The organism is Mesorhizobium sp. M0590 (assembly GCF_040320905.1).
Classification (GTDB): Bacteria; Pseudomonadota; Alphaproteobacteria; order Rhizobiales; family Rhizobiaceae; genus Mesorhizobium.
The window spans coordinates 734,847-755,506 of record NZ_JAMYQN010000001.1; the positions used below are offsets into that span (position 1 = coordinate 734,847).

Annotated in this window: 17 protein-coding genes and 1 pseudogene; 10 read left to right on the top strand and 8 right to left on the bottom strand. The window is 62.8% G+C overall.

The window, feature by feature from the left end; translation table 11 throughout:
- Positions 1–39: 39 nt before the first annotated feature.
- On the top strand, positions 40–708 hold the full coding sequence (locus tag NKI52_RS03665) for a class I SAM-dependent methyltransferase (protein ID WP_352697085.1): 669 nt from the start codon (positions 40–42) through the stop codon (positions 706–708).
- A gap of 213 nt (positions 709–921) precedes the next feature.
- Here NKI52_RS03665 and NKI52_RS03670 read toward each other — a convergent pair whose 3' ends face one another.
- The 4 genes and pseudogenes from NKI52_RS03670 to NKI52_RS03685 form a co-directional block, all read right to left on the bottom strand.
- Positions 922–2,100, bottom strand: a complete 1,179-nt coding sequence (locus tag NKI52_RS03670; RefSeq protein WP_023675953.1) for a glycosyltransferase family protein — start codon at positions 2,098–2,100, stop codon at positions 922–924.
- Positions 2,097–3,341 carry a glycosyltransferase gene (locus NKI52_RS03675; protein ID WP_352570091.1) on the bottom strand — a complete coding sequence of 415 codons (1,245 nt, stop codon included), beginning with the start codon at positions 3,339–3,341 and terminating at the stop codon, positions 2,097–2,099. Before NKI52_RS03675 ends, NKI52_RS03670 begins: the two co-directional genes overlap by 4 nt.
- Position 3,342: 1 nt before the next feature.
- Positions 3,343–4,557, bottom strand: coding sequence for a glycosyltransferase family protein (locus NKI52_RS03680; RefSeq protein WP_352450264.1), 1,215 nt, complete (start codon positions 4,555–4,557; stop codon positions 3,343–3,345).
- Between the two features lie 489 nt (positions 4,558–5,046).
- Positions 5,047–5,354: pseudogene (locus NKI52_RS03685) on the bottom strand (ferritin-like domain-containing protein); the annotation flags it as partial.
- 401 nt (positions 5,355–5,755) lie between these two features.
- Between NKI52_RS03685 and NKI52_RS03690 the strand changes: the two are divergent.
- Positions 5,756–6,094 carry a hypothetical protein gene (locus tag NKI52_RS03690; protein WP_023675950.1) on the top strand — a complete coding sequence of 113 codons (339 nt, stop codon included), beginning with the start codon at positions 5,756–5,758 and terminating at the stop codon, positions 6,092–6,094.
- 188 nt (positions 6,095–6,282) lie between these two features.
- Entirely contained in the window at positions 6,283–7,521 is a 1,239-nt protein-coding gene (locus tag NKI52_RS03695) for a M24 family metallopeptidase (protein ID WP_352570092.1), read from the top strand.
- 9 nt (positions 7,522–7,530) lie between these two features.
- Here NKI52_RS03695 and NKI52_RS03700 read toward each other — a convergent pair whose 3' ends face one another.
- Positions 7,531–8,403, bottom strand: a complete 873-nt coding sequence (locus tag NKI52_RS03700) for a helix-turn-helix domain-containing protein (protein ID WP_352570094.1) — start codon at positions 8,401–8,403, stop codon at positions 7,531–7,533.
- A gap of 106 nt (positions 8,404–8,509) precedes the next feature.
- Between NKI52_RS03700 and NKI52_RS03705 the strand changes: the two genes are divergently transcribed.
- The 6 genes from NKI52_RS03705 (at position 8,510) to NKI52_RS03730 (ending at position 16,812) form a co-directional block, all read left to right on the top strand.
- Positions 8,510–9,781: an extracellular solute-binding protein gene (locus NKI52_RS03705; RefSeq protein ID WP_352697052.1), complete on the top strand. Its 1,272-nt coding sequence runs from the start codon at positions 8,510–8,512 to the stop codon at positions 9,779–9,781.
- A 205-nt stretch (positions 9,782–9,986) separates the two neighbouring features.
- Entirely contained in the window at positions 9,987–10,847 is an 861-nt protein-coding gene (locus NKI52_RS03710; protein WP_254817930.1) for a carbohydrate ABC transporter permease, read from the top strand.
- Positions 10,844–11,695 (top strand): carbohydrate ABC transporter permease, encoded by an 852-nt coding sequence (locus tag NKI52_RS03715; RefSeq protein WP_023675945.1) that lies wholly within the window; start codon positions 10,844–10,846, stop codon positions 11,693–11,695. The genes NKI52_RS03710 and NKI52_RS03715 overlap by 4 nt, the downstream gene beginning before the upstream one ends.
- Before the next feature lie 8 nt (positions 11,696–11,703).
- Positions 11,704–12,801 carry an ABC transporter ATP-binding protein gene (locus NKI52_RS03720; protein ID WP_023675944.1) on the top strand — a complete coding sequence of 366 codons (1,098 nt, stop codon included), beginning with the start codon at positions 11,704–11,706 and terminating at the stop codon, positions 12,799–12,801.
- Between the two features lie 56 nt (positions 12,802–12,857).
- Positions 12,858–14,891 (top strand): aldo/keto reductase, encoded by a 2,034-nt coding sequence (locus NKI52_RS03725; protein ID WP_352570096.1) that lies wholly within the window; start codon positions 12,858–12,860, stop codon positions 14,889–14,891.
- Between the two features lie 139 nt (positions 14,892–15,030).
- Positions 15,031–16,812, top strand: coding sequence for an NAD(P)/FAD-dependent oxidoreductase (locus NKI52_RS03730; RefSeq protein ID WP_023675942.1), 1,782 nt, complete (start codon positions 15,031–15,033; stop codon positions 16,810–16,812).
- A gap of 154 nt (positions 16,813–16,966) precedes the next feature.
- Here NKI52_RS03730 and NKI52_RS03735 read toward each other — a convergent pair whose 3' ends face one another.
- The 3 genes from NKI52_RS03735 to NKI52_RS03745 form a co-directional block, all read right to left on the bottom strand.
- The gene (locus tag NKI52_RS03735; RefSeq protein WP_023675941.1) at positions 16,967–18,196 is read right to left on the bottom strand and encodes an amidohydrolase/deacetylase family metallohydrolase; all 1,230 of its coding nucleotides are present in this window, start codon (positions 18,194–18,196) and stop codon (positions 16,967–16,969) included.
- A 22-nt stretch (positions 18,197–18,218) separates the two neighbouring features.
- On the bottom strand, positions 18,219–18,584 hold the full coding sequence (locus NKI52_RS03740) for a RidA family protein (protein WP_023675940.1): 366 nt from the start codon (positions 18,582–18,584) through the stop codon (positions 18,219–18,221).
- Between the two features lie 358 nt (positions 18,585–18,942).
- The gene (locus tag NKI52_RS03745) at positions 18,943–19,371 is read right to left on the bottom strand and encodes an Lrp/AsnC family transcriptional regulator (protein WP_023675939.1); all 429 of its coding nucleotides are present in this window, start codon (positions 19,369–19,371) and stop codon (positions 18,943–18,945) included.
- Positions 19,372–19,494: 123 nt separating this feature from the next.
- On the opposite strand from NKI52_RS03745, the gene NKI52_RS03750 reads away from it, so the two are divergent.
- Positions 19,495–20,598 carry a saccharopine dehydrogenase family protein gene (locus NKI52_RS03750; RefSeq protein WP_352697055.1) on the top strand — a complete coding sequence of 368 codons (1,104 nt, stop codon included), beginning with the start codon at positions 19,495–19,497 and terminating at the stop codon, positions 20,596–20,598.
- Positions 20,599–20,660 lie beyond the last annotated feature (62 nt).

A 20,660-nucleotide genomic window follows, 5' to 3' on the forward strand; every position in this document is an offset into this window, starting at 1 on the left:
TTGTGTCGCCCAAAATCCCAACATACAAGACGAATTATGATGGATGTCACGCAACCACGCAATGCCATGGACTGGCACGAGCAAGCCTTGGACCTCACGCGGGGAATTGCTGCTTATGTCAACTGCCCTCTCGTGGCAGGGCTGGCGCGCGTCGTCGCCAAGCATCCGAAGGCCGATATCGCCAACGCCTTCAACCACAAGCAGGTCGCCTGCAAGATGTGGGCGCTCGACAGGCTGTTCGAAAGCGGCGGCGGCCGCTTCGGGCGCATATGGGTTCTGGGTGGATGGTACGGCGTATTGCCGGCAATGCTTTTCAACGACGCCCGCTTCGACATCGCGGCGGTCGATAGCATCGACATCGATCCCGAAGTCGCGCCGGTCGCCCGGACCCTCAACCGGGAAGCCGGCGACCGGTTCCGGGCGCTGACGGCAGATATGTACGCACTCGACTATGCGGCCGGGCGGCCCGATCTGATGATCAATACGAGCTGCGAACACATAGCCGATCTGCGCGCCTGGCTTGCTCTGCTTCCGCCGGGCACGAATGTACTGCTGCAATCGAACGATTATTTCAGCGAGCCGACGCACATCAACTGCGTGGCTTCGCTTGCAGCCTTCGAGGAAATGGCGGGGCTACGGGAGGTGCGGTTCTCCGGCGAACTGCCGACAAAAAATTATACGCGCTTCATGCTGATTGGAACTGTTTAATGCATTTCGCCCAAAAGCGCGTAGCGGTTTTGGGACAACGACACGCATAAAAACAGGACTTGAAGCGCGTCGCACGAATCTCACCAGACGCGACGCGCGTTAGAGCATTTGCAGGAAAGTGTGGAAACGGCTTTCCGTCCGGAATTGCGTCAAAACAAAGAGACAGAGCGGTTCTGCGTGAAACGATGAACCGCTCTAGGATCTATCGTCTGTTTAATCATGAACTTTTCCGAAACCGGGCCCCACATTTAGGGACCATGTTCGATGCCGCTCGCGCAGGATTTGCGCGGAGCGACGCGCGCCTTCCAGATCGAGACGATGCGCGGATGGCGTCGGTTCCACAAGCGCTTGTTCGATCGCTTGCGCCAAACCTTCAGGCGTCAGGTCCTTTTCCATCAGCACCGTTGCAAGACCGAGTTCTTCGAGCATCAGGGCGCGAACCGTCTGTTCGGTTTCCCCGCCGGCTGCAAATGGGACGAGCAGGGAGCGACAGCCCGCGCGCAGGACATCGCAGACCGTGTTGTAACCCGCCTGCGAGACTGACAGGCGGGCGCCGGTCAGCAGGCTGGCGAAATCCTCGCGGAACCGGAAGATGGACAGGCCCGGCGTGGCATCGCGTGCGATCGCGTCAAACTCGTCTTTCGGCAGGTTTGGGCCGGTGATCAAACACCATTTCCAAGCGTTGTTGGCATTCCGCGCCGCTGCGATGGTGGATCTGACGAGGCTCTTTCCGGCAGCCCCGCCGCCAACCGACACCAGAACGTCGAAGCGCTCGGAGGCCGCGGGCGATGGCGGCGCGGCAACGAGCCCCGTGTAGGTGACCTCGGCCCTGATCGCCCCAGCCAGTGGAAATGTCTTGTCGATGGTTGCGAAAGCCGGATCGCCGTGGACCATAACAAGATCGAAATGCCTGTTGATGAGATCGACCGTTTCCTCGTTTCGGCCCAGCTTGACGCGCTCCTGGAGGATATCACGGACGGACGTCGCCAGCAGCGGTCTGGGCGACGTCGCGTCGATGGCCTCGATCAGCGGCAAGAGTTCGAAACGCATCTGCCGGCGTCCAAATGGAAACGCCTCGACAATGACGATATCAGGCCTGCAATCCCGGAATGCCTGCAGCAGCATCTCTGAACGCCATTTCTTGAAATCATCGTCGATCGGGTTGCCTTGCAGGTCGACAAGTCCCGAAAATCCTTCATCACCGGAGGTGACAGGTGGCAGGGTTACAGATTGTACACCCAGTCCCGGAAACCCGGCGATCGGCGCTCCGCCGGTCACGACGGTAACGTCAAACCCGTCATCGACCAGAGCCGCCGCAATGCGGCTGGCGCGCGCGAGATGGCCGATGCCGAGCAGGTGCTGGACATAGAAGAAAGCGCGCAGCCGCTTCATTCGGCGGCCCGCCACTCCCGCTCGAACAGTTCCTTGAGCTGTCCAATGCTTGCCATATGATCGAAATTGCCGCGCACGCGCCGCTCTGCGGCGTCGCCGAGGCGGTCGCGGAGCACGGGATCACGGATCAGGCGCTCCAGCGCCTGTGCCAGGGCAATCGGGTTTTCCGTCGGAACCAGCAACCCGGTTTCATCCGGCGATAAAAGCTCCGGCACGCCGGAAATATCGGTCGACACGCAGGCAAGCCGCTGGCTAGCCGCCTCCACCAGAACGTTCGGCAGACCGTCGCGGTCGCCATTTGCGGTGATCCTGCAGGCCAGGGCGAAGATGTCGGCGCGGCGGTAGTGCTCAAGCACCTCCTCCTGCGCAAGCGCGCCTTTCCAAGAGACGCGACCATCCAGGCCGAGCTTTTGCGCCAGCGACTTGAACCGTTCCAGTTCTTCGCCGCCGCCGATATGCTCGAAACGCCACGCCAAATCGCCGGGCAACAGGGCAAGGGCCTCCAGCAACGTATCGTAACCTTTCTTTTCAACGGCGCGCCCGACACTCAGAACGACAACCGGTTCGTCCGGAGCCGAGCCGTCATGCTGCTTTCGCGCCTCGCCGAAACTGCCGAAGCGATCAAGGTCGAGCCCATGATAGCTCAGATGCACAGACGAGTTGCCGTTAGCGAGTTTTTTCAGACGGTCGAAGCCGGTTTTCGTGCAAGTGACCGTCCAGCGCGCCGAGGAAAGCTTGCCGGCCAGATCCCAGTCGGCCGAAGTCCAGATGTCCTTGGCATGGGCCGAGCAGGTCCAGGGCAGGCCACGAAGCTGGCTGGCATAGCGCGTCACCGATGCAGGCGTGTGCGCGAAATGTGCATGCAGCCAGCCCGCGTTTTCCGGCCATTCGGCCGACAGCACGAGCGCTTGCCCGAAGCGGCGCGCGCGATTGCGCGTAAAGTCGCGGGGCATATCGGCAGCCAGCGATCCGAGCGCGCGCCAGAAGCCCGGACGCAGCAGAGAGGCAAACAGCGAGCGAAGCACGCGCAGCGGCTCTTCATGCAGATATTCCGGCAGATAATGGACGGGCGCTTTGATCTCGTCATGCACGGGGTGGCGTTTTTCGTCGGTCGGCCGCCTGAGCGCGACGAGTATCAGGTCGAACCCCGCACGCTCAAGACCGAGCAGTTCCTGCGCGATGAAGGTTTCGGACAGCCGCGGGTAACCCTTCAGAACCACGACGATCTTGCGATGTTGCAACTCAGGTCATTCCTTCAATGACCGAAAGGTGATGGCCGGCCCGCCGGTCGAGCAGTTCCGCGACGATTTCGGAAATATGAGGCAGCCCTTCCAGCGTCAGATGCGGATTGCTCTGCGATGGGCGGGGCCGGTCCGGCAGCACCTTCAGTGCATCAGCAAACCGCCGGGAATCCTCGGCTTCTTCAGGCAAAAGCATCTCGATGAGGCCGAGTTCGGCTGCGCGCCGTGCGCGGATCAGTTGTTCCCGGCGGGGCTCGACGCGCGGCACGATCAGCGCCGGCTTGTCGAAAGACAGTATCTCGCAATAGGTGTTGTAGCCGCCCATCGCCACTACCGCCTTGGCGCCGGCAATCAGGTCTTCCATACGGTTGTCGAACTCGATGATCTTGATGTAGGGGATCTTGGACCCCTTCTTGAGCAGCTTGTTGCGCTTGCGCGCCGGCATGTAAGGCCCAAGCACGATCAGGGCTCTATGCTGCAATTGCGGATCCTGCTGATAGGCATCGATGACGTCGTGGATCAGATCGGCGCCGTCACCGCCGCCACCGGTAGTAACGAGGATATAGTCGCCCTCGGGTCGGTGGCCGGGCAACTCGTTCCGCTGCAGGCTCCGTTGCAGGAAACCGACGAACCTCATCTTTGCCCTGACAGCCGGGGGCACATCCAAGCCCGTCAGCGGATCGTAGAAATCCGGCGGACCATAGGCCCAGACCTTGTCGTAAAAGACGCCTATCTTGCGCATCACGTCTCTGCGTGCCCACTCTGCTTCGAGCAGATGCGGCGCATCCATCACCTCGCGCAGGCCAAGCACCAGCGTGGTGCCCCGCGTCTTGAGGTAGGACAGCGTGTCCTCAATCTCACCGCGCAGGCCGAGCGGTTCCTTGTCGACGATGAAGATATCCGGCCGGAAGGTCTCAGCTGTATGGCGGATGATCGACTGGCGCATCCTTAGCGTCTCATGCAGATCGATGTCCTTTTCCAGCGAGGTGTATTCGCCGTTGCGCAGCTTGATGACGCTGGGGATCTTCACGAAGTCGACACGGGCGCGGTAGTCGAAGGCGCCAGCGATAGTCGCACCCGAAATGATAAGCACCTGAAGTCCGCGGAAATCCTCGACCAGCGAATGCGCGATAGTCCGGCAGCGCTGCAAATGGCCGAGCCCGAACGTGTCGTGGCTGTACATGAGAATTCGAGCGTTTTCTGCGTGCTGGGTCATTGTTGAACGTCTCTTAGAATTCTCGCCTTGAGGACCGTGAGCGACCCGCAGGATTCGAAATCATCCTCGCGGGTCTACCGACCTGTTCTGAAACATGAGGGCGCAATTTTCAATTCGTATTACAAAGAGGGTCCATATGCTGAAACCAGGAAGCTACGTCTGCTCAGCGGCCTGCTTGCCACGTGGTCCAGAAGAACCTGCATCATTTCACTGGTATTGACCATCTCGGATTCTCGGCGGCCTTGACCGCTACGATCAACGTGGAGACTCCAGAATAGAATAGGTATGGGCTGGGTACTTCACTTCGAGCGTCTAAGCCAAGCCCCTAAACCATGATGTGCCTTGGCGGTGGGAAGCCGGAGCGTTGACGGAGTAGGGGACACGTTCGAACCGCCTATATCTTGACTTCTCAGACCAGAATCTAGGGGTCAGGAGTTCGACCCTTTTCGGGCGAGCCAATTGAACTCACTAGCTTTTTGGACGCCATGGGCGCATGAACTCGCCGATTGCAGGCGTGTCAAAGCTGACCTGTTTGCCGCCGACGACAGCGCCGGCCTTCGGGCCAGCATCCGAGTCTTCGATCCCTTTTCCGGTTGTACCGCGCAGGTAATATTCGGCTTCCATATATATTCGAGATTGAGGGCGAACCGGAAAAAAATGTCTTCGTCTTTGACCTCATCCTGCGCATAGGCCCGGGAAACCGGGGCAAGGCCGGTGGCCGAAGCGAGCGTTGCTCCCAGGCCAAACTGCAACGCGCGGCGGCGCGAAACACGAAATGCAGGCGTGACGCGGATCATGGCTTCCTCCCAAAAGCCCGCCGGCATCAAACATTTTGGCACCTCAAAAGCGCGCCTGCGCTCCCAACTTCACGAAATGTGGAATGTTCCTCAATCACCTTGAATGATCTCACCGATGGCCGAGCAGCTAGGTTTCCTCGACCCTAGCCTGATGTCAGCCGACGCACACTGCGCTGTAGCGGCGCCGGATCTGCCGGCAGCAAAAATCCCGCCGCTGCGGTCGTCCGAAGTACGCTGTCGATAAAATTCAGGACTTTTGCGTATCGATTTCGGACCAAGGTCCGTCTTGTAGAATACTGTATTTGAACAAAGCTAGGTAACAGCCGACTTTCGGATTCGAAAGTCCTGACGTTTTTCATCTGAAACCCATCCTGGCGGGAGGGCGACTCGAAGGAGGAACTATGAAAACGCGCACCTGTCTATTCGCGACTGTAGCCGCTCTCACCCTTGTCGCATCTCCGGTACTCGCTGCTCCCGGGGGCAATGGCAATGGCAACGGCAATGGCGGCAGCAACGGTAACGGCGGAAACTCGGCTGGGGCCGGCTCGCAGGGACACGGAGCCGCCACTTCCGCCGCGGCCAAGGACAAGTCGACGACCGGCGTTGCTCATGCAATGGCGGTCGTTGCCACGACACCGGCCTCACCGCAGGCTACGCTGGCCTTGCAGGCAGCGCTGGATAGGAAGGCCGCGAAAGACGCGGCAGACACTGCCGACGACACTTCCGACGAAACCGAGTAAGCATTCGAAACAGACCACTCGTCGCGTTGAAAGCCGTGGTTCGCCGCGGCTTTTTTCGTTTCCCGACGACGAACTCTCAAGGTGAACAGCGCTTCCAGAAAAAAGCTGCTCCACGGCGGCACTGAAGCTACGCTAAGGCCAAACGCCGCCGCATCGGCGTCGGATTCGAGTGCATTCGAGGAGATCCCATGACCGGCTTTGTCGACCGCGAGCGCGCAACTGACCTGATGCAGCGCGCCGGCATCGAGGCGCTGGTGCTTTGCGAGCCCGAGGCGTTCCAATATTCCACCGGTGCCTGGATCGGCCCGGCCGGCCTGTTCCGGCGGGCCGGCGCCGGTTTCGTCGTTATTCCCAAGCGAGGCGACCTGCCGATCGGCGTCGTGGTGGCGGATTTCCAGGCTGCCCGGCTCCGGGCGGCGATGGCCGGCGCCGTGCTGCGCACGCATGCGATCTGGATCGAATCGGCGTCGCTCGAGCCGGCGACGGCTGACCGGCCTGTTGCGCAGCGCATCGAGGCCGGCCTGGTTGGCCGCGCTCCCGGTTTTTCACGTCCGGCGACCTTTGAGCTTGCCCGCTCCGTCCGCGAGCTGAAAACGATCTTTACAGAATTCGGGCTGGAGCGTGCGACGCTCGGCATCGAGCTGGATTTCGTCTCGGCCAGCGATTTTTCCGCGCTGCAGGCGATGTTGCCGGGCACTGCCCTGGTCAACGGCTCACCGGTTCTCGACAGGCTGCGGGCAATCAAATCGCAGAGCGAGATCGACCTTCTGCAGCAGGGCATCGCCCTGTCGGAAGCCGGCCTGTCGCGGCTGCAGCAGCATGCGACGACCGGCATGCGTCAGTCTGAGCTGGTCGCGCTTTACCGGCAAGGCGTCGCGGATGCAGCCGCCGGGTCGTCGCAGCAAATCTCGACGGCGGAATACGTCACGCTGGGCGCTCGCCCAAAAGGCGCCGACGCCGTCGCCGCCGCCGGCGATCCGCTGAAGGCCGACATGGTGTGCAGCGTGAACGGCTATGCCTCGGATATGTCGCGGAATTTCACCTTCGGGCCGCCGTCGCCCGAACAGGCCGAATTGCATGCGATAGCCGAACGCGCCTTCGCCGACGGGCTTGTCACGCTTATGCCCGGAAAGCCGTTAGCCGCCGTGCATCGCGCCGCCAGCGAAAGCCTGGCGCGCCAGGGCCTGCGTTCCTATCGCCGCGGCCATTTCGGCCACGGCGTCGGCAATTCCGTGTTTTCCGAGCAATGGCCGTTCATCTCGGCCGACAGCACTGTCGTGATCGAGGCCGGCATGGTGCTGGCATTCGAGATCCCGCTCTACATCGACGGTCTCGCCAGCTTCAATCTCGAGGACCAGTTCCTGATCACCGCCAACGGGCCGTCGCCGATGAACCGCCTGCCGAGGCGCCTGGATATTATCGCTTGAATCCAGCCGTTATCTGGCGCCGGCCACGCCCCTGCGGAAATCCGACGGCGACATGCCGGAAAGCTTGCGGAACGACTTGTTGAAGGCACTGAGCGAGCCGAAGCCCGATTCCATGGCGACGCGCAGCACATTGGCATCCTGATGCATCAGCAGCGCCTGCGCGTAGCTGAGGCGCAGCAAATTCACATATTCATTGAGCGTCATGCCGGTCGATTTCTTGAAGATGCTCATGGCGTATTTGGGATGGATATCGGCCGCCGCGGCGATATCGACGCAATCGATCTCGTAGAGGAAATTCTCGGCGATGAAGTCGCACATGCGCCCGACATTGCGCAGCGATTGCTGATCGAAGGGACTGCCTATCTCCTGTTCGACCGGGGTTTCGGGCACCAGCCGGTAAGGCTCGAAGCGCACCCGCTCCAGCCGCAGCAAAAGCTCGTTGACGGCATGCTCGGCCTTGACCGGGTCGCCGGAGCGGGCATAGCGGTTCCAGCGCTCGAAATTGTGGTCGTCCGACCGGTCGGTGGCGTCGGTCACCAGCGTCGCCCCGGTCATCAGTCTGTTGCGGACCTCGACGGGCAAATGGAGCCGGAAGAAATGCACCAGCGGCAAATGCGCGCCGGCATAGATGGCATCGTCGGAGGCTTCGTCCATCTGGTGCGGCAGGCCGCCCCAGAACAGACACATGTCGCCAGCAGAGAGCGAAAGCTCGTGCCCGTCCATACGGTAATGCACGGCGCCGCGCACGATGAAATTCACCTCGACCTGGGCGTGCCAATGCGGCTTGAGCATCACCAGGGGCTGGGTGTGGAACATCTGCAGCAGCAGCGGCAGGCCCTCCACGCTGCTGGCGCCAGGCTGGTAAAACGGCCTTTCCGGCATCTTACTTTCCGCTCATTTCTTATTCCCTTTGTCGCGGACAAGGCTTTCCCGAGGCCTAGTCTAGCCACGCTCGCAAACAGAGAGCAACTGAAATGGGAGGATTTCAATGCGCATAAAATTGACCTGCGCCGCGCTCGCGCTTGCCTTGGGCTCCAGCCCGGCCTTTGCGCAGTCCGGTGAAATCACGATCTGGAGCTGGAATATCGCCGCTTCGTCGCTGAAGGCCACCATAGCGGGCTTCAACAAGCAGTATCCCGACATCAAGGTGACGGTCGAGGACCTTGGCAACCAGCCGACCTACGACAAATCGATCGCCGGCTGTGCCGCCGGCGGCGAGGGGCTGCCTGACATCGTTACGATCGAGAACGGCGAAGCCGAAAACTACTGGAGCCAGTTCCCGGATTGCTTCGTCGACCTGCATACGCTCGGCTACACCGCGGAAGACCAGGCAAAATTCCCCGACTTCAAGCGTACCGAGCTCGAGGTTGACGACAAGGCCTATGCGATGCCCTGGGATTCCGGTCCAGTGGCGATGTTCTACCGCCGCGACTTCTACGAGAAGGCTGGCGTCGATCCGTCCTCGATCAAGACCTGGGACGATTTCATCGCCGCCGCCAAGAAAATCCAGGCCGCCAATCCCGGCGTCACGATGACCAACGCCGATTTCAACGGCGATTCCGAATTCTTCCGCATGATCTCCAACGAGCAGGGTTGCGCCTACTTCTCCGCCGACGGGCAATCGATCACGGTCAACCAGCCCAAATGCGTCGATGCCATGACCAAGATCAAGGAGATGAAGGACGCCGGCATCATTTCCTCTGCCGACTGGAGCACCAAGATCACCAACAACACCGCCGGCAAGGTCGCCACGCAGATGTATGGCGGCTGGTATGAAGGCACCGTGCGCACCGAATCGCCCGATGGGGCAGGCAAATGGGGCGTCTATCTGATGCCGAGCCTGACCGCCGACGGTCCGCGCGCCGCCAATCTCGGCGGCTCCTCGCTCGCCATCACCTCGGTGTCGAAGAACAAGGAAGCCGCCTACGCCTATCTGAAATACACGCTTGCGACGAATGAGGGCCAGATCACCATGCTGAAAGGCTTCGGCCTGGTGCCGTCGCTGATCTCGGCGCTCAACGACCCTTATGTCTCCGAAGGCCTGCCCTATTGGGGTGGCCAAGCCGTGTGGAAGGACACCCTCGGCACCTTGCCCAAGGTCGTCCCCAGCCGCGGCACGCCGTTCCAGAGCGACGCCGAAATCATCATCCGCGCGGTGCAGACCAAATATCTGGCCGGCGGCTATCCCGACGCCAAGGCAGCGCTCGACGATGCCGCAAGCCAGATCGCCGCGGCGACCGGCCTGCCGGTCAAGTCGTGATCTAGACGAGGCGGCTCCGAGCGCGCGGCTCCCCTTCTCTCCTTGTGGGAGAAGGTATCGCCGAAGGCGACGGATGAGGGGTGGTCCAGCTTGGCGCCGGCGGCACTCCGGCCATCACCCCTCAACCGTCTCGGCGCTACGCGCCGATCCACCTTCTCCCACAAGGGGAGAAGGCAAGAACTTGAAAGCAGAAAGGAGGAAAACGATGCGCTACCAGAACGCCACGGCATATCGCTTCCTCGCGCCGTATCTGCTGATTTTTTCGATCTTCTGGCTGTGGCCGATCATCGATTCCTTCCTGATCTCGTTCCAGGCGACGCGCACCGTGCCGTGGCGCTTCGCGCCGACCTTCAACTGGGGCCGGCTGATCGGCGATCCGGCCTTCTTCAATGCCTTGAAGAACACATTGCTGATCCTTGTCATCCAGGTGCCGGTGATGATTTCGCTGGCGATTGTGATGGCGGTGCTTTTGAATTCGCCACTGCTCAAGGCCCGTGGCCTGTTCCGCTTTGCCTTCTTCGCGCCGGTCGTGGTCGGCGAGGTCGCCTATTCGGCGGTTTTCCGGCTGATGTTCAATCTCGACTACGGCATCATCAACAAATTGCTGAACAGCATCGGCCTGCCCAGTGTCGACTGGTTTACCAACGTCACCCCGGCGATGGCGGTGATCATGATGGCGGTGACGTGGCGCTGGGCCGGCTACAACGCCATCATCCTGCTCGCCGGCCTGCAGTCGATTCCCGAGGATGTCTACGAGGCGGCGACCCTGGACCGGGTCAGCAAGGTCAAACAGTTCTTCTACATCACGCTGCCGCTGCTCAAGCCGATCATCGTGTTCTGCGCCGTGCTGTCGATCATCGGCACCATGCAGCTGTTCACCGAGCCCTTCCTGATCACCGAGCGCGGCGGGCCGGGCGGCGGCACCGAAACGCTCGGGCTGCTGCTTTACCGCCAGGGCTTCCGGTCGCTCAATTTCGGCTACGCTTCGGCCGTCGCCTACACCATGGCCGGGCTGGCGATTGCCATTTCGCTGGTGCAGATATGGCTGACGAGGGAACCGAAATGACCTCGCACTCAAGAGTCAGCCGTTCCCAGGCCAGATTGGGACGCAGCATCGCGCTGCATCTGTTCCTGACGCCGCTGGCGCTGGTCTGGCTGTTTCCGCTGTGGATGATGGTGGTTTTTTCGACGATGCCCGACAACGGCATCTTCAGCCCCGACATCGAGCTTTTGCCGCATGGCAATTTCCTCGACAATGTCAGCAATCTGCAGCGCGGCACCAATTTCATCGGCGCCATCGGCATCTCCGTCTCGGTGGCGGTGACCTATACCTTCCTGTCGGTGATGCTGACCTCGATGGCCGGCTGGGCGCTGGCGCGTTACAACTTCTTCGGCAAGGGCATGGTCGTCGCCATCATCTTCGGCACCATCACGCTGCCCTATGCGGTCGTGCTGATCCCGCAATTCATCATGGTGGCGCGCGACTTCAAGCTCGCCAACACTTGGGTGGCGCTGATCGTGCCGCCGCTGTTCAATTCGCTGGGCGTGCTCTTCATGCGGCAGAGTTTTTCGATGATGCCGCACGAGCTGTTCGACGCCGCCAAGGTCGAGGGCGTCAAGGAATGGCGGATATTCCTGTTCGTCGCACTGCCTCTGGCGCGGCCGATGCTGGCGGCGCTCGCCATCATCCTCTTCCTTGCCTCCTGGAACAACTATCTCTGGCCGCTGCTGATCAATTCCAAGCCGGGCGCAATGACCGCGCCCGTGGCGCTCGGCACGCTGATCGGTCTCACCAAGGTGTCCTGGGGCGGCATCATGGCGGGCGCGGTGATGCTGACGGCGCCAATGCTCGTCGTGTTCGTGCTTCTGCAGCGCCATTTCGTTGCCGGCATCGCCGCCGGCGCCATCAAGTAAGGATCAGCATGGCGGCAGTCACACTCAAAAACGTCATCAAGCGCTTCGGCGTCTTCGAGATCGTCCACGGCGCCAATATCGACATCGATGACGGCGAATTCGTCGTCTTCGTCGGCCCTTCCGGCTGCGGCAAGTCCACGCTGCTTCGGATGATCGCCGGGCTCGAGGACATCAGCGACGGCGAGATCGCCATTGGCGGCAAGGTGGTGAACGACGTCGAGGCGGCCGATCGCGGCATCGCCATGGTGTTCCAGTCCTACGCGCTCTATCCGCACATGACGGTCGAGCAGAATCTGAGCTTCGGCCTGAGAATGACCGGCAACCCCAAGGCAGATACCGAGCGGCGGGTGAAGCGGGCTTCCGAAATCCTGCGCATCGCCGAGCTGATGAAGCGGCGGCCGCGGCAATTGTCGGGCGGCCAGCGCCAGCGCGTCGCCATCGGCCGCGCCATCGTGCGTGAGCCGCAAGTGTTCCTGTTCGACGAACCGCTCAGCAATCTCGATGCCGAGCTCCGGGTGCAGATGCGCGTCGAGATATCGCGCCTTCATAAGGAACTCGGCGTTACCATGGTCTATGTCACGCACGACCAGACCGAGGCGATGACACTGGCCGACAGGATCGTCGTGCTCAACGCCGGCAATATCGAGCAGATCGGCGCGCCGCTCGATCTCTACGACGACCCCGCCAACCGCTTCGTTGCCGGCTTCGTCGGCTCGCCGAAAATGAACTTCCTGGCGGCAAAAATGGTCGGGGCCGACAACGGTGCGGCGGTCGTCGAACTGGTCAATCATCGCGGCGCGCGACTGCGCAAGCCGCTTTCGGATGCCTTGCCTGCAACAGGCGGCGATGTTGTGCTTGGCGTGCGGCCGGAGCATTTCTTCGATGCCGGCCAGGGCGATTGCGACCTTACCCTCAAGGCCGACGTCGCCGAGCACTTGGGATCGGTGAGCTATGTCTATGCCAATTCCGGTACCGGGGGCGGACGCGAGGAACTGATCATCGAGCGCGAGGCCTCGCGGCATCGCGCGAACGGCGACGACCTGGTGGTGTCGATCAAAGCCGACCGCTCGCTTCTCTTCGACGCCACCGGCGCACGCATTCGCTAACCCATCTTTCTTTTGTCCGATCGCGATTGCTCGCGGCCACCCCACGGAGATTTGACATGACGTCCAAACCAGAAAAAGTTCGCTGGGGCATTCTCGGGCCCGGCAACATCGCCAAGGCTTTTGCCGGGGGCGTCGCCCATTCGCGCACCGGCACATTGGTCGCCTTAGGGGCGCGCAATCCCGGCAAGGCGGGGCTCACCGAGGCTTTCCCCGGCGCTCGCATCCTGGACGGCTACGAGGCTTTGGTTGGCGATCCGGATGTCGACGCGATCTATATTTCGACGCCGCATCCGAGCCATGCCGAATGGGCGATCAAGGCGGCCGAGGCCGGAAAGCACGTGCTTTGCGAAAAGCCGCTTGGCCTGACCGCATTCGAAGCCGACGCCATGATCCATGCCGCGCGCAAGGCCGGCACCTTTCTCGGCGAAGCCTTCATGTACCGGCTGCATCCGCAGACGGCCAAGCTGGTCGAGCTGATCAGGGCCGACGCGATCGGCGACATCAAGATGATCAAATCCAGCTTCGGCTTCGCCATGCCGGGCTTCATGCCGGAGCACCGTCTCTACGCCAAGGATCTCGCCGGCGGCGGCATTCTCGATGTCGGCGGTTATCCCGTCTCGATGGCGCGGCTGATTGCCGGCGCAGCAGTGGGAAAGCCCTTCGCCGAGCCGGACAAAGTCGTCGGCGCTGCGCATCTCGGCCAATCCGGCGTCGACGAATGGGCGTCGGCGCTGTTGCATTTTCCGGGCGGCATCGTCGCGGAAGTGTCCTGCAGCATCTCGCTCGCTCAGGACAATGTCTTGCGTATTCTCGGCAGCAAAGGCCGCATCGAGGTGGCGGATTTCTGGTATGCCGGCGGCCAGCAAGGCGGCACCGGCGAAATCCGCATCATCCGTCCGGGTGACACTGAGGTGGTCGAGGTCACGGAGGACGGCTGGCTGTACGCATTTGAGGTCGACGCCGCCGGCGAGGCCATTCTCGGCGGAAAGCAGGAGTTCGCCTGGCCCGGCATGGGCTGGGCCGACAGTCTCGGCAATCTGCGCGTGCTCGACAAATGGCGGGCCGCAATCGGGCTCGAATACGACATCGAGAAACCGGCAAAGCGCGTCAACACGATCTCCGGACGGAAGCTGCGCTCCGGCGGAACCGCCATCCCCAAGCGCAGCATTCCGGGCCTGCCGCGGCCGGCCTCGTGCCTGGCGCTCGGCTTCGAGGATTTCCGCACCTTTTCGTCGGGCGCCATCCTGCTCGATGCTTATTTCGAGGCCGGCGGCAATCTGTTCGACACCGCCTTCGTCTACGGTTCCGGCTATACCGAGACGCTGCTCGGCCAGTGGCTGAAGAACCGCGGCGTGCGCGAGCAGTCGGTGGTCATCGGCAAGGGCGCGCACTCGCCGCTCTGCTATCCCGACGTCATCGGCAAACAGCTCACCCAGTCGCTCGAACGGCTGCAGACCGACCATATCGACGTCTATTTCATGCACCGCGACAATCCGGATGTGCCGGTCGACGAGTTCGTCGATGCGATGGACCGCGAGGTCAAGGCCGGCCGCATTCGCGGTCCGTTCGGCGGCTCGAACTGGACGATGGAACGCATGGACAAGGCGATTGCCTATGCCGAGCGCACCGGGAAGCAGAAGCCCGGCGCGCTTTCCAACAATTTCTCGCTGGCCGAAATGCTGGAGCCGATCTGGGCAGGCTGCGTCACCTCCTCCAGCGACGAATGGAAGACCTGGCTCACCGCCCGGCAGATGCCGAACTTCGCCTGGTCGAGCCAGGGCCGCGGCTTCTTCACCGACCGCGCCGGCCGCGACCGGCGCGACAATGAGGAGCTGGTCCGGGTCTGGTACTCGGAGAAGAATTTCGGCCGTCGCGACCGCGCCATCGAGCTCGCCAGACGGCTGGGCAAGAGCCCGATCCACGTCGCGCTCGCCTATGTCCTGGCGCAGCCCTTTCCGTCCGTCCCGCTGATCGGGCCGCGCACGCTCGACGAATTGGAAGACAGCCTCCAGGCGCTCGACATTTCACTTTCGCCGGACGATCTTGCATGGCTGGATAGCGGTTCGGATCAGGCCCGCGCGCGGGCCTGACGGCAGCGGCAGTCGCTTCGGCCTACGCTGCGCCCTTAGCTTCCGGACTGTTTGCACGGCCCTTACCCTCTCCCGCAAAGAACCGGGAAAGGGTAAGAATGAGGGCAGCGCAAACGTCACTGGAAGTTAGGGAAGACAGATGCTCGACATCGCACCGACGAAACAGGCGGCCACCTGGCTTGGTTCTTTTGCGCGAGCACTCGAGGCCGGCGACGTCGAGGCCGCAATCAACCTGTTCGTCGAGGACTGCTACTGGCGCGATCTCTTGACCTTCACCTGGAACATCAAGACGATGGAAGGCCGCGCCGCGATCCGCGACATGCTGGCGGCGACGCTGGCAACGACAAAGCCTGCCCGATGGCAGCTCAGCGGCGAAGCGACTTCGGACGAGGGCATGATCGAAGCCTGGTTCAGCTTCGAGACGTCATCGGCGTGGGGTCAAGGCGTCATGCGCCTCAGGGACGGCAAATGCCGGACGCTGTTTACGGCGATGAGCGATCTCAAGGGGTTGGAGGAGCGCAAGGGCCCGGCGCGGCCGCTGGGTGTCCGCCACAAGGCAGACCCGGAACGCGAAACCTGGCTGGAGGCGAGGCGCCGCGAGGCGCGTGACCTCGGCGTTAGCCAACAGCCCTACTGCCTGGTTATCGGCGGCGGCCAGGGCGGCATCATGCTGGGGGCGCGGCTCAGGCAATTGGGCGTGCCGGCCATCGTCATCGAGAAGAACACCCAGGCCGGCGATTCCTGGCGCAATCGCTACCGCTCGCTCGTGCTGCACGACCCGGTCTGGTACGACCATCTGCCCTACATCCCGTTTCCCGAGAACTGGCCGGTGTTCACGCCCAAGGACAAGATGGGCGACTGGCTGGAGATGTATACGCGCGTCATGGAGCTCAACTACTGGACCTCCACGACATGCGTCAGCGCGTCCTATGACGAGACCGAAAAGGTCTGGACGGTCGAGCTCGACCGCGCCGGCGAGCGCATCACGCTAAAGCCGAAGCACATCGTCTTTGCAACCGGTGCTTATGGCCCGCCCAGGCGCATCGACCTGCCGGGCGCCGAGGTCTTCGACGGCGAAATCCTGCATTCCAGCCAGTATTCCAGCGGCGAAAAATTCCGCGGCAAGAAGGTCGCCGTCATCGGCGCGGCAAGTTCCGGCCATGACGTCAGCGTCGACCTCTGGGAGAGCGGCGCCGAGGTGACCATGGTCCAGCGCTCGCCGACGACGGTGGTCAAGTCGGACACGCTGATGGAGATCGGTTTCGAGATCTTTTCGGAAAAGGCGCTGGCCCGCGGCATCACCACCGAGAAAGCGGACATGATCGTCGCCTCGACGCCGTTCGCGCTGCTGCCGCAAGGCCAGCGGGCGCTTTACGACATCATCAAGGCGCGCGACGCGGCCTTCTACGATCGCTTGCGCGGCGCCGGCTTCGCCATCGATTTCGGCGACGACGAGACCGGGCTCCTGATGAAGGCCTACCGCACCGGCTCGGGCTTCTACATCGATGTCGGCGCTTGCGACCTGATCATCGACGGCGAGATCGGCATCCGCAGTGGCGTCGGGATCAAGTCGCTGACGCAGACAGGCATCCTCTTCGACGACGGCACCGAACTGGCGGCCGACGCAATCATCGCCTGCACCGGCTATCTCTCGATGAACGAAACCGTGGCGGCGATCGTCTCGCGCGAAGTCGCCGACAAGGTCGGCCCGTGCTGGGGGATTGGCTCGGGCGTGAAAGGCGACCCGGGTCCGTGGCAAGGCGAATTGCGCAACATGTGGAAGCCGACGGCACAGGAAGCGCTGTGGTTCCACGGCGGCAATCTGGCGCTGTCGCGCTTCTATTCGAAGTACGTCGCGCTGCAGATCAAGGCGCGCATGGAAGGCATTGCGACGCCGGTCTATGGAGCGCCGGGGCGGTGACGGCCGATCTCCCCCCTTGAGGGGGAGATGGCCGGCAGGCCAGAGGGGGGCGCCGCGCGTCGAGCGCCAACCTCCATCCGTTGCAGGAAGACGAGCCCGGTCGAACCGACCCCCTCTGTCGCCTTCGGCGACATCTCCCCCTCAAGGGGGGAGATCACCCACGCCCGAAATGCCGGCTCGCCACATCGACATGAGTGTCGTGCGCATGCGCTTCGAAGCGTTCGGTCTCGCCGAGATCGTCCACCGCCTCGTTCGGCCACCAGCTGCCGCCGACCACGATTCCGTCCGAGACCAGCCTTTGCTCGGCGACCAGCGAGGCGCCGACCGAATCGACAAAGGTGAAGCGGCCCGGACGCAGCCGCAACACCGCGATGTCGCCGACCGCACCCACCGCAAGCCTGCCGAGATCGGGCCTGGCGATCGCTTCGGCAGGGCGCTGCGTGGCGGCGCGCAGCACCTCGACCAGCGGCATGCCGAGCGCCAGCAGCTTCGACATGCAGACCAGGATGTCGAAGGCCGGCCCGTCGACGCAGTAGAGATGCACGTCGCTGCTGATCACGTCCGGCGCCAGCCCCTCGCTGAGCATCGCTTTCGCCACTTCGAAATCGAACGAGCCCATGCCGTGGCCGATGTCGAAGATGACGCCGCGCTCGCGCGCCAGCCGCATATCTGGCCGCACCGCCCCCGAGGCGAAGACCGGCGCGTTGGGAAACGGCCGGAAGCAGTGGGTGAGGATGTCGCCCTTGCGCAGCCGCGGCAGCACTTCCGAGCGGCCCGGCGGCGGCTCGTCTATGTGCGCCATCAGCGGCAGGCCGGCTTTGTCGGCGGCTTCGAGCGCGAGATCGACCGGCGCGATGCCGCTGGTGCCGCCGGCATGGCGACCCGAGCGGACCTTGACGCCGACAACCACGTCCGCGTGCTCGCGAGCCGCCGCTACCGTCTCGCGCGGTTCGCAGAGCCGGAGATCGCTACACTCGCCGACCGCCACGGTCTGCGAGAAGCCGAATATGCCGGCAAAGGAAATGTTGACATAGGCCAGGATGCGGACTTTCGAGCGCTCGATGACGTGGCGGCGAAAGCCGAGGAAATTGCCGGCGCCGGCACTTCCGGCATCGATGAAGGTGGTGGTGCCGCTCTTTGCGGCGAGCCGGTCGGCATCGACGCCGAGCGACGTGCCGCCCCAATAGACATGGCTGTGCAGGTCGATCAGGCCCGGCGCGACGATGGAGCCCGTGGCATCGATGACGCGGGCGGCACGTTCGAAGGGGATTTCGGTGTCGATCGCGGCGATACGGCCGTCGGCAATCGCCAGATCGCTCTGCGCGTCGAGGCCGGACGCCGGATCGATGAGGCGGCCGCCTTTTATCAGGAGATCGAATTGCATCGCGCCTGTCTCCACTTTCCCGTCAGGCCGGCCTGTAGGCAACGGCCTCGACCTCGATCTTGATGTCGATCATCAGCCGCGACTCCACTGTCGTGCGCGCCGGCGGGTCTTTCGGGAAATGCCTGGCATAGACGGTGTTGAAAATGCCGAAATCGCGGGCGTCTTCGAGCCAGACCGTCGTCTTGACTACGTCGTCGAGGGTACAGCCGGCCAGCGCCAGTGCCGCCTTGACGTTCGACAGCACCTGCTCGGTCTGTTCGGCGATGCCGCCCTTGACCACCAGCCCGTCTGTGCCGACCGGCACCTGGCCTGAGACATAGACGAAATCGCCGGCCCTGACCGCCGGCGACAACGGCACATGGGATTTTCCAAAACACTGCTTGGGCAAGGAGGCCTCCTGTCTAGGTTCTTTGGGTGAACGCGCGGTGCTGCGAGAGATAGGGGGCGGCTGCACGCCATCGATCCACATTTTGAAAGCCTATATCGCTTTGCTGCGGTAACGCCACAACGATCACCGCCCTTGGTGATCCTTCGCGACCCCCTCTGTCCTGCCCTCTTTGCGATCACTTGGCATCTCCCCCTCTAGTGGGGAGATCGGCAGCTTCGCCGATAGCATCCATTCAGCCACCTTGGAGATTGGCGAAAGCCGCGGTGACATCCAATCTCCCCCTGGATGGGGAGATGCCCGGCAGGGCAGAGAGGGGGGCGCTGTCCCGACAGCGTCTGGACCCGCGACACCAGCCGGCTCAGCGGTCGATCCGCGTCGACAGGATGATCGACGACGACGTGCGCTCGACTCCGTCCATGGCGCCGATCTGGTCGAGAAGCGTGTCGAGATCCCTGATCGACGGCGCCTCGACGATGACGATCATATCGAAATTGCCGCTGACCGAGTGCAGCGTGCGAACCGGTGCCAGCGCCTGCAGGCTGCGCACCACCTTGTCGGCAAGCTTGGGGGTGACGGTGAGCAGGACATGCGCCCTGACCAGCCCCTGCTCGTAATCCGGCAACAGCCTGACCCCGTAGCCGGCGATGATGCCGCGCTGTTCCAGCCGCTCGATCCGGCTTTGCACCGTTGTTCGTGAGACGCCGAGCCGCCGCGCCAGTTCGGCGGTCGAGGCGCGCGCATTGGTGCGCAGCAGGGAAAGCAGAGCCTGGTCGGCATCGCTGAGCATTTCGACGAACCTTACCGGCACATTGCCCAAAGAGAGGCTGCGTTTCGTACAATCTCACGCTTCCTTTCGACAGGCAAGCTGCGATTCTAACCGTGAATTTAGCATTGGTGCGAGGGACCGGTCATGAAGGAAATCATCGTCGTCGGCGCCGGCAAGATCGGCTCGACCATTGCCGAGATGCTGGCTTCCACGGGCGACTACCATGTCACGCTCATCGACCGCTCGGCGGCGCAGCTCGGCGCGGCCGAACTGTCTGAAACGGTCGAGGCGCTGGAACTCGATATCGAAGCCGCCGGCACGCTCGAAGCCGCCTTGGCCGGCAAGTTCGCGGTGCTCAGCGCCGCGCCCTTCCATCTGACCACGCGCATCGCCGAGGCGGCGGCCAGTGCCGGCGTGCATTATCTCGATCTGACCGAGGACGTCGTCAGCACCAGGCGCGTCAAGGAACTGGCGCGTTCCGGCAACAGCGCCTTCATTCCGCAATGCGGGCTGGCGCCGGGCTTCATCTCGATCGTTGCCAACGATCTCGCCAGCCGCTTCGACACGCTGGAAAGCGTGCGCATGCGGGTCGGCGCGCTGCCGCAATACCCGTCGAATGCGCTGAACTACAATCTGACCTGGAGCACCGACGGCGTCATCAACGAATATTGCGAGCCGTGCGAGGCGATCGTCGAAGGCGAGCTTGTCGAAGTGCCGCCGCTGGAGGAGCGTGAAGAATTCTCGCTCGACGGCGTCACCTACGAGGCGTTCAACACCTCGGGCGGGCTGGGCACGCTGGCCGAAACGCTGAAAGGCAGAGTGCGGACGCTGAACTACCGCACCATCCGCTATCCCGGCCATGCCGCGATCATGAAGGCGCTGCTCAACGACCTCGGCCTGCGCCACCGCCGCGACGTGCTGAAGGACATTTTCGAAAGCGCCCTGCCGGCGACGCTGCAGGACGTGGTCATCGTCTTCGTCACCGTCAGCGGCCGCAAGAACGGCCGCCTGCTGCAAGAGACCTACGCCAACAAGATCTACGCCAAGCGCGTCGGCGAAACGGTGCGCAGCGCCATCCAGATCACCACCGCCTCCGCCATCTGCGCGGTGCTCGACATGCTGGCCGACGGCAGCTTGCCGGCCAGGGGCTTCATCAAGCAGGAGGACATCGCCCTCGACGCCTTCCTAGCCAACCGCTTCGGCCGCGCCTATGCGCAGCACGAAATGGTTAGCCGGCTTGCAGGGTGAGCTGCGTAATCTCCCCCCTCGAGGGGGAGATGTCGCCGAAGGCGACAGAGGGGGTCGCCTCG

Excerpts from the sequence above, each read along its gene's own strand:
- NKI52_RS03670 (WP_023675953.1), bottom strand. The coding sequence starts at position 2,100 with ATGAAGCGGCTGCGCGCTTTCTTCTATGTCCAGCACCTGCTCGGCATC.
- NKI52_RS03720 (WP_023675944.1), top strand. The coding sequence starts at position 11,704 with ATGGCGGCAGTCACACTCAAAAACGTCATCAAGCGCTTCGGCGTCTTC.
- NKI52_RS03725 (WP_352570096.1), top strand. The coding sequence starts at position 12,858 with ATGACGTCCAAACCAGAAAAAGTTCGCTGGGGCATTCTCGGGCCCGGC.
- NKI52_RS03710 (WP_254817930.1), top strand. The coding sequence starts at position 9,987 with ATGCGCTACCAGAACGCCACGGCATATCGCTTCCTCGCGCCGTATCTG.
- NKI52_RS03730 (WP_023675942.1), top strand. The coding sequence starts at position 15,031 with ATGCTCGACATCGCACCGACGAAACAGGCGGCCACCTGGCTTGGTTCT.
- NKI52_RS03705 (WP_352697052.1), top strand. The coding sequence starts at position 8,510 with ATGCGCATAAAATTGACCTGCGCCGCGCTCGCGCTTGCCTTGGGCTCC.
- NKI52_RS03745 (WP_023675939.1), bottom strand. The coding sequence starts at position 19,371 with ATGCTCAGCGATGCCGACCAGGCTCTGCTTTCCCTGCTGCGCACCAAT.
- NKI52_RS03690 (WP_023675950.1), top strand. The coding sequence starts at position 5,756 with ATGAAAACGCGCACCTGTCTATTCGCGACTGTAGCCGCTCTCACCCTT.
- NKI52_RS03735 (WP_023675941.1), bottom strand. The coding sequence starts at position 18,196 with ATGCAATTCGATCTCCTGATAAAAGGCGGCCGCCTCATCGATCCGGCG.
- NKI52_RS03750 (WP_352697055.1), top strand. The coding sequence starts at position 19,495 with ATGAAGGAAATCATCGTCGTCGGCGCCGGCAAGATCGGCTCGACCATT.
- NKI52_RS03665 (WP_352697085.1), top strand. The coding sequence starts at position 40 with ATGGATGTCACGCAACCACGCAATGCCATGGACTGGCACGAGCAAGCC.
- NKI52_RS03680 (WP_352450264.1), bottom strand. The coding sequence starts at position 4,557 with ATGACCCAGCACGCAGAAAACGCTCGAATTCTCATGTACAGCCACGAC.
- NKI52_RS03715 (WP_023675945.1), top strand. The coding sequence starts at position 10,844 with ATGACCTCGCACTCAAGAGTCAGCCGTTCCCAGGCCAGATTGGGACGC.
- NKI52_RS03695 (WP_352570092.1), top strand. The coding sequence starts at position 6,283 with ATGACCGGCTTTGTCGACCGCGAGCGCGCAACTGACCTGATGCAGCGC.
- NKI52_RS03700 (WP_352570094.1), bottom strand. The coding sequence starts at position 8,403 with ATGCCGGAAAGGCCGTTTTACCAGCCTGGCGCCAGCAGCGTGGAGGGC.